Origin of the sequence: Halobacillus sp. HZG1 (assembly GCF_035818575.1) — a bacterium.
In the GTDB taxonomy this organism is placed as follows: domain Bacteria; phylum Bacillota; class Bacilli; order Bacillales; family Halobacillaceae; genus Halobacillus; species Halobacillus litoralis.
On the sequence record NZ_JAYLVQ010000022.1, the window covers coordinates 12926 to 32559 of the forward strand.

General features: G+C 43.5%; 15 protein-coding genes, 1 other RNA gene and 1 other annotated feature. Of the genes, 3 read left to right on the plus strand and 13 right to left on the minus strand.

Annotation, left to right across the window (positions count from 1 at the left end; genetic code table 11):
* Nucleotides 1-74: 74 nt before the first annotated feature.
* The 4 genes from mnmA to VKA52_RS02440 are packed head-to-tail and all read right to left on the minus strand — an operon-like array spanning nucleotide 75 to nucleotide 3419.
* The gene (gene mnmA / locus VKA52_RS02425; protein ID WP_206945783.1) at nucleotides 75-1187 is read right to left on the minus strand and encodes a tRNA 2-thiouridine(34) synthase MnmA; all 1113 of its coding nucleotides are present in this window, start codon (nucleotides 1185-1187) and stop codon (nucleotides 75-77) included.
* 18 nt (nucleotides 1188-1205) lie between these two features.
* A complete protein-coding gene (locus tag VKA52_RS02430; protein ID WP_326314054.1) occupies nucleotides 1206-2345 on the minus strand; it encodes a cysteine desulfurase family protein in 1140 nt (379 codons plus the stop codon).
* Nucleotides 2346-2362: 17 nt separating this feature from the next.
* Nucleotides 2363-2782: a cysteine metabolism transcriptional regulator CymR gene (gene cymR / locus VKA52_RS02435; protein WP_089652624.1), complete on the minus strand. Its 420-nt coding sequence runs from the start codon at nucleotides 2780-2782 to the stop codon at nucleotides 2363-2365.
* The gene (locus VKA52_RS02440; RefSeq protein WP_326314055.1) at nucleotides 2736-3419 is read right to left on the minus strand and encodes a YczE/YyaS/YitT family protein; all 684 of its coding nucleotides are present in this window, start codon (nucleotides 3417-3419) and stop codon (nucleotides 2736-2738) included. Before VKA52_RS02440 ends, cymR begins: the two co-directional genes overlap by 47 nt.
* A gap of 118 nt (nucleotides 3420-3537) precedes the next feature.
* Here VKA52_RS02440 and VKA52_RS02445 point away from each other — a divergent pair, with 118 nt between their 5' ends.
* Complete coding sequence (locus VKA52_RS02445; RefSeq protein ID WP_326314056.1) at nucleotides 3538-4815, plus strand: replication-associated recombination protein A; 1278 nt, start codon at nucleotides 3538-3540, stop codon at nucleotides 4813-4815.
* 83 nt (nucleotides 4816-4898) lie between these two features.
* On the plus strand, nucleotides 4899-5555 hold the full coding sequence (locus VKA52_RS02450; protein WP_160915175.1) for an RsfA family transcriptional regulator: 657 nt from the start codon (nucleotides 4899-4901) through the stop codon (nucleotides 5553-5555).
* Between the two features lie 180 nt (nucleotides 5556-5735).
* Here the strand turns inward: VKA52_RS02450 and ssrS are convergent.
* The 3 genes from ssrS to hisS all read right to left on the minus strand — a co-directional run bounded on the left by ssrS (nucleotide 5736) and on the right by hisS (nucleotide 9059).
* Nucleotides 5736-5928, minus strand: a non-coding RNA gene (gene ssrS, locus VKA52_RS02455) — 6S RNA.
* Between the two features lie 67 nt (nucleotides 5929-5995).
* Nucleotides 5996-7777, minus strand: a complete 1782-nt coding sequence (gene aspS, locus VKA52_RS02460; RefSeq protein ID WP_326314057.1) for an aspartate--tRNA ligase — start codon at nucleotides 7775-7777, stop codon at nucleotides 5996-5998.
* Nucleotide 7778: 1 nt separating this feature from the next.
* Nucleotides 7779-9059, minus strand: coding sequence for a histidine--tRNA ligase (hisS, locus tag VKA52_RS02465; RefSeq protein WP_326314058.1), 1281 nt, complete (start codon nucleotides 9057-9059; stop codon nucleotides 7779-7781).
* 70 nt (nucleotides 9060-9129) lie between these two features.
* Nucleotides 9130-9347, minus strand: a binding site (T-box leader).
* Between the two features lie 160 nt (nucleotides 9348-9507).
* Here hisS and VKA52_RS02470 point away from each other — a divergent pair.
* The gene (locus VKA52_RS02470; protein WP_326314060.1) at nucleotides 9508-11016 is read left to right on the plus strand and encodes an SH3 domain-containing protein; all 1509 of its coding nucleotides are present in this window, start codon (nucleotides 9508-9510) and stop codon (nucleotides 11014-11016) included.
* A gap of 80 nt (nucleotides 11017-11096) precedes the next feature.
* On the opposite strand, the gene dtd is transcribed toward VKA52_RS02470, so the two are convergent.
* The 6 genes from dtd to secDF all read right to left on the minus strand — a co-directional run bounded on the left by dtd (nucleotide 11097) and on the right by secDF (nucleotide 19525).
* Nucleotides 11097-11543, minus strand: a complete 447-nt coding sequence (gene dtd / locus VKA52_RS02475) for a D-aminoacyl-tRNA deacylase (protein WP_160915182.1) — start codon at nucleotides 11541-11543, stop codon at nucleotides 11097-11099.
* A gap of 20 nt (nucleotides 11544-11563) precedes the next feature.
* A complete protein-coding gene (locus VKA52_RS02480; protein WP_160915184.1) occupies nucleotides 11564-13768 on the minus strand; it encodes a RelA/SpoT family protein in 2205 nt (734 codons plus the stop codon).
* A 137-nt stretch (nucleotides 13769-13905) separates the two neighbouring features.
* On the minus strand, nucleotides 13906-14418 hold the full coding sequence (locus VKA52_RS02485) for an adenine phosphoribosyltransferase (protein ID WP_146812750.1): 513 nt from the start codon (nucleotides 14416-14418) through the stop codon (nucleotides 13906-13908).
* On the minus strand, nucleotides 14408-16735 hold the full coding sequence (gene recJ, locus VKA52_RS02490) for a single-stranded-DNA-specific exonuclease RecJ (RefSeq protein ID WP_326314062.1): 2328 nt from the start codon (nucleotides 16733-16735) through the stop codon (nucleotides 14408-14410). The genes VKA52_RS02485 and recJ overlap by 11 nt, the downstream gene beginning before the upstream one ends.
* Nucleotides 16736-16791: 56 nt before the next feature.
* Complete coding sequence (locus tag VKA52_RS02495) at nucleotides 16792-17124, minus strand: LapA family protein (RefSeq protein ID WP_326314064.1); 333 nt, start codon at nucleotides 17122-17124, stop codon at nucleotides 16792-16794.
* A gap of 121 nt (nucleotides 17125-17245) precedes the next feature.
* Entirely contained in the window at nucleotides 17246-19525 is a 2280-nt protein-coding gene (secDF, locus tag VKA52_RS02500) for a protein translocase subunit SecDF (RefSeq protein ID WP_160915190.1), read from the minus strand.
* Nucleotides 19526-19634 lie beyond the last annotated feature (109 nt).

Below are 19634 nucleotides of genomic sequence, written 5' to 3' on the forward strand. Positions count from 1 at the left end.
CGGTCATTTGTAACGTAAGAGTATTACTCATAAAAAAGTCATGTCCAAAAGATACGGACATGACTTTTTTTATTTTATCCTACATAAGTGATCGCTTCATCTTCTTTGAGCACGACATCAATGGTCGCTCCGCCAAGGCAAACCTCTCCATCATAAAAGACGACTGCCTGTCCTGGCGTGATGGCACGTTCTGGTTCATCAAACATGACTTTCCACTTTCCATCTTCCATCGGGTACACGGTCACTCCGCTATCTTCCTGGCGATAACGGAATTTGGCCGTACACGTGAAAGATTCGGTGGGAACGATCCCTTTTGTCCAGGTCGCTTCAGAAGCAATTAGACCGTCAGAGTAGAGTGCATCATGATGGAATCCTTGTCCAACGTAGAGAATATTATCCGTTACATTCTTACCTACGACGAACCACGGGTCTCCAGCGCCTCCTATGCCAAGTCCCTGACGCTGACCTAATGTGTAATACATCAATCCGTCATGCTTCCCTTTCACTTCACCATCCAACGTTTCCATATTGCCTGGTTGCGCAGGTAAATATTCACTTAGGAACTCTTTGAAGTTACGCTCCCCGATAAAGCAGATTCCTGTAGAATCTTTCTTTTTCGCTGTAGCCAGACCATGCTCTTCCGCAATGGCACGCACTTCTTTTTTCTCAAGATGACCTAATGGGAACATCACTTTAGAAAGCACTTCCTGTGATAGTTGGTTCAGGAAGTATGTTTGATCTTTATTGTGATCCACTCCACGGAGCATTTCATAGGTGCCCTCATTTTCACGGACTTGTGCATAGTGGCCTGTTGCCAAATAGTCTGCCCCGAGGGACATCGCATGGTCCATGAATGCTTTGAACTTGATTTCTTTGTTGCACATCACATCCGGATTCGGTGTCCGCCCTTTTTTATACTCATCGAGGAAATAGGTGAACACTTTATCCCAATATTGTTTCTCGAAATTCACTGCGAAATACGGAATATCCAACTGATTACACACACGGATGACATCTTCATAATCTTCCGTAGCTGTACAGACACCATTTTCATCGGTATCATCCCAGTTCTTCATAAAAATACCGACGACATCATAGCCTTGTTCTTTTAATAGAAGAGCCGCGACAGATGAATCCACCCCGCCACTCATCCCAACGACTACCCTTGTATCTTTAGGATCTTTCATTTCTTACACCTTCCTTTATCAAGACAGCCTTTTGATAATTTGGCTGACTCTCCTTGCTGATTCTGTTATATTCTCTTCATTATTTGCAAGTCCAAAACTGAACCGGATTGAATTGGTGGTCTTCGGATGGTCGGAACCAAACATCGCGGAAAGAACATGTGAAGGTTCTACAGAACCTGCCGTACAGGCACTTCCGCTTGAAGCAGCAATGCCCGATAAATCAAAGTTCGTGAGCAGAGTTTCCACATTCATCCCGGGAAAACTGATGTTCACGATTGATTCGATCGATTCTTCCTGGGATCCGTTCACTTCAAAAGGAACGTTTTCCTCCTTAAGGGTCTGGAGGAAGAGCTGCTTATAATGAAGGTATTTCTCTTTATAAGTCGAACGCTCGGATTCTATAATCTCAACCGCTGTCTTCAGCCCTTGAACGGCCGGAATGTTTTCTGTACCCGCTCGTCTTTTTCGTTCCTGTTCTCCGCCATATTGAAGAGATTCAATTAACGTGCCTTCACGGATATACAAAAAGCCGATCCCTTTCGGTCCATTGATCTTATGACCGGAAACCGCCATCAAATCGACCCCAAGTTGTGAAACATCCAAATCCATCAGACCGTATGCCTGAACGATATCAGAATGAAAATATGCCTGATGGTCCTTTAACTCAGCGGCTATTTCTTCAATGGGCTGGATCGCTCCCGTTTCGTTATTCACCATCATAACGGAAACAAGAATCGTATCTTCACGAAGAGCATTTTTCACATCAGTCACTTTGACAATTCCATGCTCATCCACAGGCAGATAAGTGACTTCAAAGTCTTGAGACTCCAAGTATTCAACTGCATGTAATGTAGCATGATGTTCAATCGAAGTGGTAATGATATGCTTGCCTTTTGAACGATTGGCTCTAGCCGTACCCATGATCGCTAAATTGTCTGCTTCTGTTCCTCCACTTGTAAAAACAATTTCCTTCTCATTCGCACCTAGCCCCTGAGCAATTCTTCTGCGCCCTTCATCCAGAATCCGACGCGCTTTCCTTCCATACTGATGCACACTGGAGGGATTACCGAATACCTCTTGATAAACGGGCATCATTTCTTCGATTACTTTGGGATGGACGGGTGAAGTCGCCGCATGGTCCAAATAAATTGACTTCATCTTGTCACCTCCAACCATTAAATATAAAACATGTAAGCATCCTGAGTCTGGTCGTCTACATGATCCTTCAGGTCTTCAAGGGTCGTAGTATCCAGGACATCCTTCACTGCATCTCTGACCCTTTTCCATAAGGCTTGTTTGGCAGGCTCTTCATTTTCAATACCTTCAACAGGAGTGATTGGCCCTTCTAAAACGCGGATCACATCTCCTGCTGTAATCTCATGAGGAGCTTTCGTTAGCATATAGCCTCCATAGGCACCACGCACACTTTTCACGAGGCTTGCGTTTCGTAATGGAGCAATCAACTGCTCCAAATAGTGTTCAGACAGGTTATTGTCTCTTGCAATCTGTTTCAAAGAGATAGGACCATCTCCATATTTCCTTGCCAATTCAATCATGATGGTTAGCCCGTATCGGCCTTTGGTAGATATCTTCATACATGTCACCCTTCATTAATAAAAACTGTAGCCATGTTTTCGCCTGTGGTAAGGTGTATCCTACAAATGTACCCAGAAACAGAGCGATGAATACCGTCCCTGCTCCCACCGGGCCGCCGAGGGCGAAACCTGCCACGGCTACGATCATCTCAATTCCATTCCTTACTGTCGATACTTTCCATCCGGTAGTCTTTGTAATCCATAACATCAGGCTGTCACGTGGCCCTGCACCAATGTCGGGGGCAACGTAAACACCAATCCCAAGTGCAATGACGAACGTGCCTGATACAAATATGAATAATTGCATAATCAATGTTTCAGGTTCTGGCAAAAGCCAATTAAAGAAATCAATAAATACACCAATGAGGATCATATTTAATATCGTTCCTACTTGCGGCCACATTTTTTGTAAAACCGAACTTATCAGAACGATCAGCAATCCGGCAATAATCGACCAGGTCCCTACGGTAAGACCCAGTTGAAGAAACAGACCATAATGAAAAACATCCCATGGTCCAATTCCAAACTCTTTCACCTGCATTGTCATTGAAATGCCAAGCCCCAGAATGACTAAACCGATAAAGAAAAAGCTCCAGCGAATAAAATTTCCGCGCTTTTTCCCCTTTTCGTGAGTCATGGTCATCTTCCTCTCTCTATTATACCAAACGCTATTATAGCATGAATGGCAAGTCCCTTGCATTTTCCTGAAAATCATTCTACGCTTACAGTCATAACTGTCAAAAGGAGAATGTTCTATGAGTCAGCAACCCCTCGCTTTTCGCTTGCGACCAGACAATATAGATGAAATTATCGGACAGTCCCACCTCGTTGCCGAAGGAAAAACCATCAACCGTATGATCAAGGCTGAACGTCTGGCCTCGATGATATTATTCGGTCCACCTGGGACAGGGAAAACATCAATGGCAACCGCACTTGCTAAAAGCTTGAATATCCCTCATAAAACGTTGAATGCGGTAACGGATAAGAAGAAGGATATGGAAATTGCTGTGGAAGAAGCAAAGATGCACGGGCAGCTCGTATTGATCCTTGATGAGGTTCACCGGCTGGATAAAGCAAAGCAGGATTTCCTTCTCCCCCACCTGGAGAGTAATCGTTTAACCATGATTGGCTGTACGACAAGTAACCCCTACCATTCCATAAACCCCGCGATTCGCAGCCGTTGTCATTTATTTGAACTGTACAGGCTGGAGGATGACCACATGAAGCAGGCCATTCAAAGAGCACTGGAAGATCGTGAAAAGGGTCTTGGTCAAATGAACATCCAAATGACTGACGAAGCACTTAACCACTTCGCTCAATCTTCTAATGGAGATCTTCGGGCCGCATTGAACGGGTTGGAACTTGCCGCTTTTTCTACGCCTGCTGATGACAATGGGTTTGTGGAGATCAACTTAGAGGTTGCCGAAGAGTGTATGCAGAAGAAAAGCTTCTCCCATGATAAAGATGGTGATGCACACTATGATGTCCTCTCAGCCTTTCAAAAATCAATCAGAGGCAGTGATGTAGACGCTTCCCTACATTACTTAGGCCGATTAATCGAGGCGGGAGACCTTGATAGTATCGCTAGAAGATTAGTAGTCATTGCATACGAAGACATTGGACTCGCCAATCCACAAGCAGGTCCCAGGGCTCTTTCTGCCGTGGAAGCCGCTGAGCGAATCGGATTTCCTGAGGCCCGGATTCCATTGTCAGTAGCTGTGACGGAACTTGCCCTCTCACCAAAATCAAACAGTGCCTACAAAGCACTTGATGCAGCGCTTTCGGATATCAGAAATGGGAAAAGCGGAGAAGTACCTCAACATTTAAAAGACTCTCATTATAAAGGAGCAGAAAAGCTAGGAAGAGGAATCGATTATAAGTATCCTCACAACTACGAGAATGCGTGGGTGGACCAGCAATACCTTCCCGACCTCATCCGAACACGCCAATACTATGAACCAAAACGGACAGGAAAATTCGAACAGGCGCTTGAACAGGTTTATAGCAAAATCAAAAAGCAAAAGTCTACTTGAGTATAATTCCAGTTCTTCTTGGCTACACTACTACTAAATCTGACAAACTATTATCTTTACAGATAAAATTAGGAGTGGTGAATATGCCTAAAGTAAGACAAGATGCCTGGTCTCATGAAGATGACCTTTTATTAGCGGAAACCGTTCTGAGACACATCCGTGAAGGAAGTACACAATTAAAAGCTTTTGATGAAGTCGGAGATATATTAAACCGCACCTCAGCAGCTTGCGGGTTTAGATGGAATGCAGAAGTACGACAGAAATATGAACAAGCCGTTGAGCTTGCGAAGAAACAACGAAAAGAGAAAAAACGGAAAGAAGCGAAACAGCAGCCTGTCTATCAGAGACCGCAGGCTCCCGTTGTGTACCAGGCAGAACAAGAGGATGACGACTACTTACTTCCTGAGCCTGTCGTATCTAAGACCCAGGAAGAGAATCCAACTCAGCCTGAGCTTCGTTTAGAAGACATCATTTCTTATTTGACGAACTTGAAACAAGAGAGTAAGAGTTCAGGATCTCTCCAGAACCGACTCTCTGAACTAGAACGTCAGAATAAAGAGTTAATCGAACAAAACCAGCAATTAAATGGGCAGCTTGAAGCCATGACAGAAGATTATCAGGCCTTGATTCAGATCATGGACCGTGCTAGAAAAATGGTGATGTTTGATGATTCTGAACATGCTTACCGACCTCAATTTCGTATGGAGAAAAACGGAAATCTTGAAAACCTTGCCCGCTAAATAGAATAGAGGCATGAGTGTCAGGCCACTTTGGCTGGAGGATGTGCCTAAAAATCATATCTACACACATGTTTGTTCCACCATTCACAGGACCATGAAAAAAAGCGTTTCCCTATCCGGGAAACGCTTTTTTGTTCAATTCATATGTAAAATCCTTTTGGATTAATGGCAATTAAAAAAACCAATCCCAATTGTGCCGTCGTATCATGAGTTTTGAACCCGCTCTAGGCAGGTGGGTGCCCTGTTCTACATTTCTTGCGTCCTCCCATCAGTGATGGTTATGAGGCGTGCATTCCATATAGAAACACCAGGCTCCCGTATCAAAAATGTTCGGTCAAAACGTACATTCGAACAACGTACACATCAGGATTGGTCTCTTTAATTTTGTAATGTAATCTTAGCATATAACCTAAATAGAATCAACAATTAACCCACACATTTTATTCATCTGAGTCAGACTGACTAGATGGCTTCAGCTGAAGGTGAAGTTCATCCAGCTGCGCTTCACTTACAGGTCCCGGAGCGTTCGTCATTGGATCTTGAGCGGAAGCTGTTTTAGGGAACAAAATAGTATCACGCAAATTCGTACGACCGGCTAAAAGCATGACGAGCCTGTCCAGGCCAAAGGCAATTCCCCCGTGAGGCGGTGTACCGTATTCTAATGCATCAAGAAGGAACCCAAACTGTTCATTTGCTTCCTCCTGGCTGAAACCAAGCACCTCAAACATTTCCTGCTGCATTTCTTTTTCAAAGATACGCAGGGAACCTCCACCAAGCTCATACCCGTTGAGGACGATGTCATAAGCTTCTGCACGGACGTCTTTTGGATTTTTCTTCAGTTCATCCATACGTCCGCCTGCAGGCATTGTAAACGGATGGTGCGCGGCGTGATAACGTCCTTCATCTTCATCATACTCAAATAAAGGCCAGTCCGTTACCCAAAGGAAGTTGAACTTCGTCTCATCAATCAAGTCTAATCGACGGGCAAGCTTTTGACGTAAAGCTCCAAGACTGTCATGAACAACGGAAGTCTGGTCTGCTACAAAGAGAAGGAGATCGCCATCTTTTGCTGCCATTTTTTCTTTCATTGAAGAAGCCTCGTCTTCAGAGAAGAATTTAGCAATCGGTCCATTGAACTCTCCGTCTTTCACTTTTAACCATGCCAACCCTTTTGCTCCATAGACTTTGACATCTTCTGTCATCTTATCGATATCTTTTCGGGAAAACTCATCAGCTTTTCCTTCCACATTAATGGCGCTTACTTGGCCGCCTGAAGAAACCGCTCCGCTAAACACTTTAAAACCTGAATCCTTTACATCTTCAGAAAGATTCACTAATTCAAGACCGAAGCGGGTATCGGGCTTGTCGGAACCGTACCGTTCCATCGCCTCATCATAAGGCATACGAAGGAATGGGGTTTCGATATCCTGGCCTTTCACTTCTTTCATGACGCGCTTCATCATACGTTCCGTCAAGGACATGATCTCTTCCGTTGACATGAATGACGTCTCAACATCCACTTGCGTGAACTCAGGCTGACGGTCAGCGCGCAAGTCTTCATCACGGAAACAGCGGACGATCTGGTAATACTTCTCGAACCCTGACATCATCAACAATTGTTTGAAGAGCTGAGGAGATTGAGGCAATGCATAGAATTCACCTTCATGAACCCGGCTTGGAACAAGATAGTCACGCGCCCCTTCCGGTGTACTCTTCGTCAGCATTGGTGTTTCCATATCCAAAAATTCTTCTTCATTCAAAAAATTACGGATCGACTGGGTCGTTTGGTGACGCATTTTAAACGTCTCCTGCATTTCTTTTCTTCTCAAATCCAAGTAGCGGTATTTAAGTCGAAGGTCTTCGGATACCTCTGATTGATCTTCAATCATGAATGGTGGTGTCTTCGCTTTGTTAAGAATCGTCAATTCCTTGGCAGCTACTTCAATTTCTCCTGTGCCAAGGTTGGTATTAATGGTTTGAGCGTCACGGGCCACAACAGTCCCTTTAACTTCAAGGACATATTCACTGCGCACATTTTCCGCCTTCTCCAATGCTTCACCTGAAGTCTCAGGATTGAAAACCACCTGTACTAAGCCGGATCGATCTCTTAAATCGATGAAAATCAAACCACCTAAATCGCGGCGTTTTTGTACCCATCCTTTAAGTGTTACTTCTTGCTCAAGATGATCTCTACGCAAAGATCCGCATTTTGTTCGTTCCATCTTATTTGCCTCCTGTCAGTTCTTTCTTCATATGGTCGATGATCTCACCAAGAGGAACCTCTTGCTGCTCTCCTGATGTCATGTTTTTCACATTAATGACCCCGTTCTCGAGTTCCTGATCTCCGAGAACAAGTACATATTTACTACCAAGACGATCAGCTGCTTTAAACTGAGCTTTCATTTTTTTCCCTAAGTAATCTTTGTCCACTTGAATGCCGGCACGCCGTAATTCATCTGTTAACTTAACTGCGGCACGATTCGCCTCATCACCAAGGGAAACAAAAAACACATCCAATCCCTCATCAGTCGGGAGTTCAACGCTTTCCGCTTCTAAAGCCATCAACAACCGCTCGATACTCATGGCAAAACCGATTCCTGATGTTTCAGGACCGCCCACTTCCTGAACTAGACCTGTGTAGCGACCACCGCCGCTCAATGTCGTGATGGCACCGAAACCTTCCGCTTCACTTATAATTTCAAAAGCTGTGTGGTTATAATAATCGAGTCCGCGTACAAGGTTTGGATCGACAAAGTAATCAATGTCCATCACATCCAAGTATTGTTTTACTTGTTCAAAGTAATCTTTGGAATAATCATTCAAATATTCAAGAATGGACGGTGCTGTTTCCATTGCCGGGTGTTCACGATCCTTTTTACAATCCAGAACTCTAAGCGGATTTTGATCAAGCCGGACTTGACAATCTGCACAAAGTTCTTCGCGGTGTGGATCGAAGTGACGGACCAAAGCTGCTCGATGCGCTTCCCTGCTTTCTTTATCACCGAGACTGTTGACCACTAGTTTCAGCGACTTCAGCCCTAGTTCTTTATAAGAGTTTAAAGCAAGAGAAAGCACCTCTGCATCAATAGCTGGATCATCACTGCCTAAAGCCTCAATACCAAACTGCACAAACTGCCTCATTCTTCCCTGTTGAGGTCGCTCATAACGGAACATAGGCCCCATGTAGAAGTATTTGGTCGGCTGATTTGGCAAACCGTAGACTTTATTCTGGACAAAAGAACGAACGACAGAAGCTGTCCCTTCTGGTCGTAAGGTAATGCTTCTTCCTCCACGATCTTCAAACGTGTACATTTCCTTCTGGACGATGTCTGTACTATCTCCGACACCTCGTTGGAAAAGCTCGGTATGTTCAAAAATCGGTGTTCTGATTTCTTTATAATGATAGCGACGGCATAGGTCAGCTAATTGTTCTTCTACATACTGCCATTTTTCAGATGTACCAGGCAGAATATCCTGCGTACCACGAGGGGCATTCATACTCATCTCAAACTCCTCCTAACGAAATAAACCATTTTTTACCACAAAAAATCCCGTCCCTTTTCCGCGCTTGCGAAAAAGGGACGGGATTACCCGCGTTGCCACCCTGATTTGAGGCTTTAAGAGCCTCCACTCAAAACAGTTAACGCCTGTGTACGTCTACACCTACTTTTAGTTCGATGTAGAACCTAAGAAACGTCTTTCATCAGAATATAACGTCCGAATGCTTTCAGCCTAAGGCATTCGTTCTCTGTGCGCATGGAAACTGATTACTTTTTTCCTCAATGGTTTTGTTCGAATCATTTTAGAATTGATTATAATCATATAATCTCCGTTAACCTTATGTCAAGTTTATCTCCACAAATTTATAAGATCAAACTTTTTCCTATGGAGAAGGATATTTACGTCATTTGTCGAATAATGAATGGAGACTGACAAGGAGGTGGAATATTTTTTGAAAAAAGGCATAATTTTCTTCATTTTAATTTTAGGAGTTCTTACCTTTTATGAGACTCCTTCCGCGTATGCAGACAAAGCGGTCATTCAGGTCGATTACTTGAATGTGAGGACAGGACCTGGAACGAATTACGACCGTATTGGTAAGGTGCATACAGGTGAAACCTACAAGATTATCGAAGAGAAAGACAATTGGCTCAAGATTCAACGAAGCGGGAAGGATGGCTGGGTCGCCAAATGGCTCACAAAAGTAAAGGCAGACCAACACATAACCGACCGTCATTATTCAAAGTATGATTATCTGAGGATTCGTTCCGCTCCGAATCTGGATGGGAAAATCAAAGGGTATCTGATGAAAGGTGATGCCGTAGAGCCCGAGAAGTCGGATGGGAAATGGGTCTATATTCAAAAAGGAAACACAAATGGCTGGGTCCATGGAGACTATCTGACAAAAGAAGCGAAACAAAAGCAAGAACCTGAGAAAGATGAGAAAGCCGATGAGAATCCATCATCAACCGTAAAAGGAAAAGTGAAAGTAGGAACAGCCGTTCTAAACGTCAGAAGTGAAAACTCCACAAGAGGGCGGATTCTTACAAGAATACGTAAAGGTGAAACCTATGAATACATAGCGAAGAAAGACCGCTGGTATCAAATAAAGTACAGCAGCGGAAAGACAGGTTGGGTCGCCGGTTGGCTTGTAAATGAAACAGACAATGAACAAACGAACACACCCGCTTCGAAAAACACCTATGTATCTTTGAATTATAACGGCACGAATTTGAGGTCCGGGCCATCTACGAATTATAAAATCGTCGGTCGTGGCCACAAAGGCGATCAATTTCAAGTCTTAAGCAAAGAAGGGCAATGGTACAAGATCTCCTACGAAAGTAAAACAGCTTACGTGGCTGGATGGATTGTAGAAGAGACCAATCAAGAAAGTACGTCCACAACACCAGCTACTTCAAATTCCCTTAAAGGGAAAACCATTATGATTGATGCTGGCCATGGCGGACGCGACCCCGGGGCAGTAGGGAGAGGCGGAAGCTACGAGAAGACATTAACGCTGGATACGGCTTACCTTCTAAAAAGCCAACTAGAAAGCCAAGGTGCCAAAGTATTGATGACTCGGACGAGCGATCATTACATCTCCCTTACGATCAGAACCTTCCATTCGAACCGTTCCAATGCAGATGCATTCATCAGTCTGCATTACAATGCGGCGCCATTGAATGTGGTTGCTAGAGGGATTAATAGTTATTATTACTCTTCTAAAGACAAAGCACTTGCAGATTCGCTGCAGTCATCTATCGTTTCTTATACAGGACTGCGAGATCGAGGGACAAAAAAAGGCGATTTCCACGTAATCAGGGAAAATAACAAGCCTTCTGTCCTATTGGAGCTTGGCTTCCTATCAGATGCAAGAGAAGAACAAACCATTAAAACGCGCTCTTATCAGATAAAAGCCAGCCAAGGGATCGTAGAAGGTTTAACTCATTACTTCAACTAAATAAATGATTGTCATTCACAATTCAATCGCACCGCTTAGAAAAACAAAAAAGCTGTACTCAAAATGAGTACAGCTTTTTTTTATCGTTCTTTACTATCGATGATTAATGTCACAGGGCCGGAATTGGTCAATTTCACGTCCATCATTGCACCAAATTCTCCTGTTTCCACTTTCACACCTTCCTGCTCCACCATCTGATTAAAAGATTCATACAACTCTTCAGCCTGGTTAGGCTTTGCCGCTTGCATGAAGTTAGGGCGGCGCCCTTTGCGACAATCTCCGTATAATGTGAATTGAGAAATCGATAGCATCTGGCCGCCTAAATCAACTAATGAATGATTCATTTTTCCATCCTTATCTTCAAAAATGCGCAGGTATGGAATCTTTTTGGCTAAATACCGTGCATCTTCTTCTGTATCCTCATGATTTACACCCAATAAAACGACAAGTCCCCGATCTATGGTACCTACGTCGTTTTCCTCAACGGTGACAGAGGCGTTTACAGCTCTTTGAACCACTGCTTTCATCGTAGATTCCCCTTTATCTTCTATTGCATGACACGACGAACCGTGTACACTTCCTGAATTTGTTTAATCCGCTCGACAATCTTTCTCAAATGGTTCGTATTCTGGATTAAAATAGTAATATGAATAGTCGCCATTTTATTACGGTCGGACTTTCCTGAAACCGCGGTAATATTCGTCTTCGTTTCATTGACTGCTTGCAGCACTTCGTTAAGCAGGCCGCGGCGATCATATCCCCAGATCTCAAGGTCAACATGATACTGCTTGGAATCCGTGACTGAGGTCTCCCATTTAACAGGTAATAGGCGTGTCTGAGCTTCTTCGGTATGGACATTAGGGCAGTCGCTTCTGTGGACGGATACCCCTCGTCCTTTAGTAATATAACCGACAATCTCATCACCAGGTACTGGGTTACAGCATTTGGATAGACGGACAAGAAGATTGTCCACCCCTTCCACTCGTACTCCTGAATCCTTTTTACCAGTTTTTGCCGGGGTTTTAATTTCCGTGGTATTTACATCAGCCAGTGTCTGCTCCAGGTCTTGTTCCTGCTGCTTCCGCTTCCTGATTTTCTCTGTTAATCGAGTAGCGATTTGAGCGGCTGTAATCCCCTGGTATCCAACAGCGGCAAACATATCCTCTTCGTTTGCAAAATTAAACTTTTCAGATACACGATTCAAATTATCTGTCGTATAGACATCTTTTGGTTGGATCCCGAAATTACGAATTTCCCGTTCGACAAGCTCTTTCCCTTTAGAAATGTTCTCGTCTTTTTGTTGTTTCTTAAAGAATTGCTTGATCTTATTCTTCGCCTGTGATGTCTGAGCGAGCTTAATCCAATCTTTGGAGGGTCCATACGCATGCTTAGAAGTCATGATATCGACAATGTCCCCGGTCTTCAATTCATAATCCAGGGGTTCCATCTTCCCGTTCACTTTTGCACCAATCGTTTGATTTCCAACTTCCGTATGAATACGATAGGCAAAATCCACAGGCACTGAACCAGATGGAAGCTCAATCACATCTCCTTTTGGTGTAAACACATAGACCATGTCTGAAAATAAATCCACTTTAAGGGATTCCATAAACTCTTCGGCATCATGAGTTTCACTTTGCCATTCCAGAATTTCACGGAACCATGTAAGCTTCTCTTCAAACGATTGTTCAGCGGAGGTCTGCTTTCCTTCTTTATATGCCCAATGGGCTGCAATTCCATATTCCGCAATTTCATGCATTTCGTGTGTACGGATTTGAACCTCTAGAGGATCTCCTTTAGGTCCAATTACTGTCGTATGCAGAGATTGATACAGATTAGGTTTCGGCATGGCTATATAATCTTTAAAGCGACCCGGCATCGGTTTCCAACACGTATGGATGATGCCAAGGACAGCATAACAATCTTTGATACTGTTGACTGTAATTCTAACGGCTAACAAGTCATAAATTTCATTGAATTGTTTATTCTGAAGTACCATCTTCCGGTAGATACTGTAAAGGTGCTTCGGCCGTCCAAATAAATCCGCATCAATGTTTACTTCTTTTAATTGGCCACGAATTTCATCAATGACTTCTTCGATATAATGCTCACGTTCATTCCTCTTCTGCTTCATCAAATGAACAATCCTGTAGTATTGCTGAGGATTCAAATACCGAAGGGCCGTATCTTCAAGCTCCCATTTAATTGTAGAAATACCAAGACGATGAGCCAGAGGTGCAAAAATCTCCAATGTTTCATTGGAAATCCGACGTTGTTTCTCAGCTGGAAGATGCTTCAATGTGCGCATATTGTGAAGCCTGTCCGCAAGCTTAATTAAGATGACACGCATGTCTTTCGCCATAGCGACAAACATTTTCCGATGGTTTTCCGCCTGCTGAGCTTCTTTGGATTTATATTTGATTTTACCTAATTTCGTAACGCCATCCACCAGCATGGAGACTTCTTCATTGAAGGCTTCTTCAATTTCCTTAAGAGAAACATCTGTGTCCTCTACGACATCGTGAAGAAAACCGCCTGCAATCGTTTCAGGATCCATCTCTAGGTTCACAAGAATACCTGCTACTTGAATGGGATGGATGATATAAGGCTCTCCCGACTTTCGGAACTGGTTGCTATGGGCCTTTTCAGCAAATTCATAAGCACGACGAATAAACGCCAGATCTGACTCATTCAAATACTGACTCGCTTGTTCTATGACTTCTTCCGCAGTTAGAACTGTATCTTTCGCCATTCAATCACCCTAGTTTCTTTAAAACTTTCAAAGTATATTTGATTAACATTATCAAAAAAAGGACTCTTCTTGTAAAGGGAAAAGCCCGATCATCAATTGTAAAACAAAGAGCGCCCCTGAAAAGGGCACTCTTTCCATTAATATTGCATTAAAGTAAGGACGTCATGGCCGTCCAATTTGCTGCGGCCATCTAAGTATGTGAGTTCAATCAAGAACGCACAACCAGCTACTTCCCCGCCCAACTGCTCGACAAGGTCGATGGTCGCTTCAATTGTACCACCTGTAGCAAGAAGGTCGTCGACAATCAGTACTCGTTGACCTGGCTTAATCGCGTCTTTATGAATCGTTAACACATCTTTTCCGTATTCGAGGCCATAATCCACTTTGATCGTCTCGCGTGGAAGCTTTCCTTCTTTACGAACAGGCGCAAAGCCGATTTCCAACGCATACGATACGGGGCACCCCACGATGAATCCGCGTGCTTCAGGACCTACTACGATATCGATTTCTTTGTCTTTTGCGTACTCTACAATTTCATCAACCGCTGCTTTGAATGCAGGACCATTGTCCATTAAAGGAGTGATGTCCTTAAATTGGACACCTTCTTTCGGCCAATCTTCAACGATTGCAATATGCTCTTTATAATCCATTCGTTACTTCCTCCTTGACTTGCTTAAAACGCTGGTTCATATATTGGTCAAACCAACTCTTCAATTCTTTATATGTGGAATAATACAAGGTACGTTCAATTTGCAGCTGTTCTTCTCTTTGAAGATAAAGCGAAGATTCCCGCAAATCTTTTTGAGAAGGTTCGGATTCTGCTGTAATGATCCCGTCTTTTATTTTAACAAAGTCGAGTTCAAAAAACACCTCAGAAATAAATTCCACCATGGACTTGTCCCATCCCTTACGATTGGCAAGTAAATCTGCTTCTTCATGAAGGTTGAACCGACCACGCTTCAATAGCATACCATAAAACCATTTGAAGTGGTCCCTTGAAGGCCATGTTTTTAGAAAAGTACTCTCTTGTATATGATAGCAGGCATAGACTTTACGAGTTTCAATTTTAGATAAAAGCTCGGTCATCTCCGACATGCGTTTAGGTAGATCGATAATCAGAAGACCATCATAGGAATCTCCATGCTCCACTGACTCTGCCTGAAGGACAGGAACATCGCAAGGGGCCTGATCTTTCCCTTGAAAGCTGACAGCTGCAAACGTTTGGTTAGGTGGAATAATCAAATTCTTTTCTATATGCTTTGAACCTCTGTGATCAAATAACTGCCATTCTATCACACGGAGATCCTTGATCATCACTTGTAAGTTCTTCCGCCCGTTCCATTCATTGATTCCAAGTTCTCCTACTACATCCAATGCGGCTTGTGGGGATATTTGCTGATAAAGATCTCCCATCCCGAACGCAATGCCATCCAGCCGGGACTGCTGACTTTGGAATTGGAATTTCAGGTGATTTTTTTTACTTCCGATCAACCGTACTTCTTTAGGGGTATGTTTGAGATGAAACAATGGTTTTGGGTTCCCCATTCCAAATGGACGAAGCTTGTTGACTTCCTCAATTTGTTTCAGGGATATATCTTCCAACTCGACGGTTGTTTCAATATCCAGGACTTGTTGATAATCGTCATCCGATAGCTTTTCCTCAGCCAGGGAAATTAAATCACTTCGTAACTCTTCGATTTGGTCAAGCGCAAGCGTCATACCGGCTGCTTGGGCATGCCCTCCAAAATGTATAAAGCGATGGCGGATCTCCATACAGTTGGAGAATAAATCAAAAGCGTCAATGCTCCTTGCTGACCCTTTGGCTTCCCCTTTTTCTTCATCAATAGCCAGGACGATAGCCGGACGGTCAAATTGACGGACGAGTTTGGATGCGACGATTCCAAGCACTCCTGGGTTCCAGCCCTCTTTAGCAACCACAATCACATTCTCAGCTTCCCCATTTTCAACAGAAACCATTTCTTCCGCTTCCTTGGCGATGGAGGCAACGATTTTCTGTCTTTCCTGGTTCAACTGGTTAATGAAGGTTGCAATTTGTTCCGCTTCTTCCAGATCTTCCGATAGCAATAAATCGACTGCCGGAGTAGCATCCTGAAGTCTCCCTACAGCATTGAGTCTTGGACCGATTGTAAAACCGATCGTTTCCTCATTCATATCCCCTTCTATGCTGCACACTTTTCTCAACGCCTGGATACCAGGGCGGGCAGAATGAGAAATCGCCTGAAGACCGATCGATGCAAGCACCCTGTTTTCGCCTTTTAAGGGGACAAGATCAGCAATCGTACCAATTACGACAAGGTCAAGAAACTCTTTTGGAAAGCGGCCTAGAAGAGCATGAGCAAATTTAAAAGCCACTCCGACACCCGCTAATTCCTGGAATGGATAATCCGCTGACGTCTTAGGGTGGATGATGGCATAGGCATCAGGAAGAACCTCCTGGACTTCGTGGTGGTCCGTAATAATTAGATCAATCCCAAGTTCTTTCGCAAAAGATGCTTCTTCCATAGCGGCGATACCTGTATCTACCGTTATGATTAGAGAATAGCCGGAATCATAGGCAAATTGAAAAGCTTCTTTATTTGGACCATATCCTTCTGTGAAACGATTAGGAATATAGAAGTCACAGTCCGCCCCTGCTTTTCTGAGCGCTTCCACCATGACAGATGTAGAGGTTACTCCGTCTGCATCATAATCACCAAAAACAAGAACGGATTGATCAGATGCTATGGCCTCTTTCACACGAGCCACGGCAATGTCCATCCCCTCCATAAGCATCGGATCGTGAAGCTGATCAATCGAAGGCTTTAAGAACCGATCCGCTGCTTCAGCATTGTGGATACCTCTTTTTTCTAAAAGCTGCTGAGTAAGTGGAGTAACTCCAGGAAGGACTGAAGAACTTTCTTCCGAATTACTATATGTAAATTTCCATTTCATCTTGCTTTGTATCATAAGTTCACCCCTGACCCATCTATTATACAAGAGCGGACCAGGGGTAGCAAACGCAATTATGTGACTTTTGATGAAGAACTTTCCTCCTCATTTGCCGTTTCATTCTCATCGGAAACGTTCCTATCTTCATCCTTGACGCTTGCAGGGGACGCAGAAGCCTCGGACTTCAACCGGCTGTTTTCCCTTTTCAGCTTATAGTATCGGAGAGCTCCGACGGATGCTGTGGCTAACCCACCTAATAAAACAGATATTAGAATGACAAGAATCAGAGGTGCTTCACCTGATCCAAACAAATAATTAACCTGAACAGGGTCCACATTAATGACGGCAAAAATAGCAATGACTAATGCAAAAACGAAAGCCAGGATAAGATAGCTTTGTCCTTTCATATGTTCAACACTCCTTCATTCATAAAGGTTTCTTTATATACTTGATATACCCGGAAAGAAAGAGTAATAACCAAAGAAGACCATCCTCCAGGAGGATGGTCTTCTTTTAAGGTCCTCCAGTTTACACTTGAGGTCCGTCCGTTTTTTTCTTTTTCACATAATTGATCGGGTTATCTTTAATATTGCGGCCACGCCATATGAGCCAAAGCTGAGACGCAATGAACAGGGATGAGTACGTACCTGCCAATAATCCGATGACTAGAGCGAACGAGAAGTTCGTGATGGATGAGGCTCCGAAGAATAACAGCATCACAGCTGCGAAAATGACAGTAAGGACTGTATTGAAGCTGCGGGCAAGCGTCTGCATTAAACTGTCATTGACGACTTTCGCAAGCTCTTTAAAGGATTTCACTTTCTTCTTCATCCTCAAGTTTTCCCGGATCCGGTCGAACGTTACAATCGTGTCATTCACCGAGTAACCGACAATGGTAAGAATCGCTGCAATGATGGTAATATCGAATTCCAATCTCGTTAAACTGAAGAAAGCAACGATGAAGAAAGCATCATGCAGCAAAGCAATAATCGCTGTTAAAGCGAAGAAGATTTCAAAGCGAATGGTAACATAGATGATGATCCCGATGGACGCGTATAAAACAGCCAGCGCTGCGTTTTTAGCAAGCTCTTGACCAACAATCGGGGATACAGTGCTGACGTTCGGCGTATTGCCAAACTCTTCTTCATAGTAGCTTTGAATTTCACCGATTTTATCTTTACTCAGTTCATCATCAAAACGAGCGACTGCAATCTCACTGTTGTCCCCTGAAATGATGACCTGTTTCGGGCTGACATCAAATTCTTCTTCCAACGTTTGTTCCACTTGTTCTGATGTTATATTGCCATCAGACAAAATCGACACCCTTGAACCACTGGTGAAGTCAATTCCAAGATTCAAGCGGAAGAATGCAAGAGCCAGTATTCCCGCCACCACGAGGACAATCGAAATCGAGAAAAATCGTTTTCTCAGTCCTACAAAATCGAATTTGCGTTTCATGAAGGTTGCTTCGACTTCTTCTCCTTCAGCAATATCATGAATATCCTCTGGTTTCACCCCAAACCATTTCGGACGCTTATTCAAGAAGCGGCTCTTGACCCATAAACTCATGAATAATCGCGTACCATACACGGCTGTTATGAAACTGACAAGAATACTCACAATCAACATTGTTGCAAAACCTTTGACTGAACTTGTTCCGAAAATGAAAAGAACAGTGGCTGCAATCAAGGTTGTAATGTTCGCATCAAGGATGGTTGCTAAGGAACGCTTATTTCCTGCCTTATAGGCTGATAAAAGAGATTTACCTGATTTTAATTCTTCTTTAATTCTTTCATACGTAATAATGTTGGCGTCTACGGCCATACCGACACCCAGAATCAAGGCGGCAATACCAGGCAGTGTCAAGACACCATTCATCAATTCGAAGACCACGAGAATTAAATAGATGTACACACTCAACGTTAGTGTTGCAATGATCCCAGGGAAACGATAATACGCAATCATGAACAAGAAGATGGCTGCAATTCCAATGAAGCCTGCCAGGATGGTTTTGTTCATGGCTTGCTCCCCGAATTGAGCACCGACAGATGTCGAATAGGTTTCTTCTAGATTAACAGGTAGCGATCCTGCATTCAGAATATCTGCCAATTGTTTAGCGGATTCCTGAGTGAAATCCCCACTGATCATGACCGAATTACTACGAACAGGTCCGTCTTGGAACCCTGGTGCAGAGATATAAGCCGGGTCTTCTTTGCCCCACTCTTCAGCGAAAGAAGTTTCTTCATTATAATCCAACCATATCACTAAAAGATTGTCCGGATATGGTGTATCTGGATTGTTCGGAGTGTTGTAAATTTCTTCTGAAACGTCATAGAACTTAGAAGCACTTTTAACTTTAAGTGTAACAATGGGTTCATTCGTATCTGGGTGATAGGACTGCTGAGCACTTCCCTCAACAAGATCTGAACCATCCATGTACAATTTTCCATCCGTACCACGGAAAGATAGTTCAGCGGTTGTTGAAAGCAGTTCTCTTGCTGTCTGCTGGTCTTCTACACCCGCAAGCTGTACTCGAATTCTTCCCCCATCTTCAATAGTAATGTTTGTTTCACTTATACCAAGTGTATCCACACGTTCCGTCAATGAACGTGCTGTAGCCTCGAGAACCTGATCATTCACTTCCTGGTTCTCATCTAACGGCTCGACATCGTATAAGATTTCGAAACCACCCTGTAAGTCCAATCCTAATTTAATATCTTTGGTAACCCCTGTTACTGTCGTTCCAATCATAGCAGCCAGTAATAAAACCACAATAAAAAAGGCTACGATCCGCCCTCGTTTCACCATACTGTCCTGTTCCTCCTTTATGTACGAACACATGCGATGATCCATCGGCTAATATGTATAAATGCTTATAGACAATATTTGATAATCCCCGTACCTATTCTACTACTTT

What these genes read in the sequence shown, in the direction of transcription:
- secDF (WP_160915190.1), bottom strand. Translation starts at nt 19,525, where the DNA reads ATGGTGAAACGAGGGCGGATCGTAGCCTTTTTTATTGTGGTTTTATTA.
- dtd (WP_160915182.1), bottom strand. Translation starts at nt 11,543, where the DNA reads ATGAAAGCAGTGGTTCAAAGAGCTGTAAACGCCTCTGTCACCGTTGAG.
- aspS (WP_326314057.1), bottom strand. Translation starts at nt 7,777, where the DNA reads ATGGAACGAACAAAATGCGGATCTTTGCGTAGAGATCATCTTGAGCAA.
- recJ (WP_326314062.1), bottom strand. Translation starts at nt 16,735, where the DNA reads ATGATACAAAGCAAGATGAAATGGAAATTTACATATAGTAATTCGGAA.
- VKA52_RS02485 (WP_146812750.1), bottom strand. Translation starts at nt 14,418, where the DNA reads ATGGATTATAAAGAGCATATTGCAATCGTTGAAGATTGGCCGAAAGAA.
- mnmA (WP_206945783.1), bottom strand. Translation starts at nt 1,187, where the DNA reads ATGAAAGATCCTAAAGATACAAGGGTAGTCGTTGGGATGAGTGGCGGG.
- VKA52_RS02480 (WP_160915184.1), bottom strand. Translation starts at nt 13,768, where the DNA reads ATGGCGAAAGATACAGTTCTAACTGCGGAAGAAGTCATAGAACAAGCG.
- hisS (WP_326314058.1), bottom strand. Translation starts at nt 9,059, where the DNA reads ATGAGTATGAATGCCCCTCGTGGTACGCAGGATATTCTGCCTGGTACA.
- VKA52_RS02495 (WP_326314064.1), bottom strand. Translation starts at nt 17,124, where the DNA reads ATGAAAGGACAAAGCTATCTTATCCTGGCTTTCGTTTTTGCATTAGTC.
- VKA52_RS02430 (WP_326314054.1), bottom strand. Translation starts at nt 2,345, where the DNA reads ATGAAGTCAATTTATTTGGACCATGCGGCGACTTCACCCGTCCATCCC.
- VKA52_RS02450 (WP_160915175.1), top strand. Translation starts at nt 4,899, where the DNA reads ATGCCTAAAGTAAGACAAGATGCCTGGTCTCATGAAGATGACCTTTTA.
- VKA52_RS02445 (WP_326314056.1), top strand. Translation starts at nt 3,538, where the DNA reads ATGAGTCAGCAACCCCTCGCTTTTCGCTTGCGACCAGACAATATAGAT.
- VKA52_RS02440 (WP_326314055.1), bottom strand. Translation starts at nt 3,419, where the DNA reads ATGACTCACGAAAAGGGGAAAAAGCGCGGAAATTTTATTCGCTGGAGC.
- cymR (WP_089652624.1), bottom strand. Translation starts at nt 2,782, where the DNA reads ATGAAGATATCTACCAAAGGCCGATACGGGCTAACCATCATGATTGAA.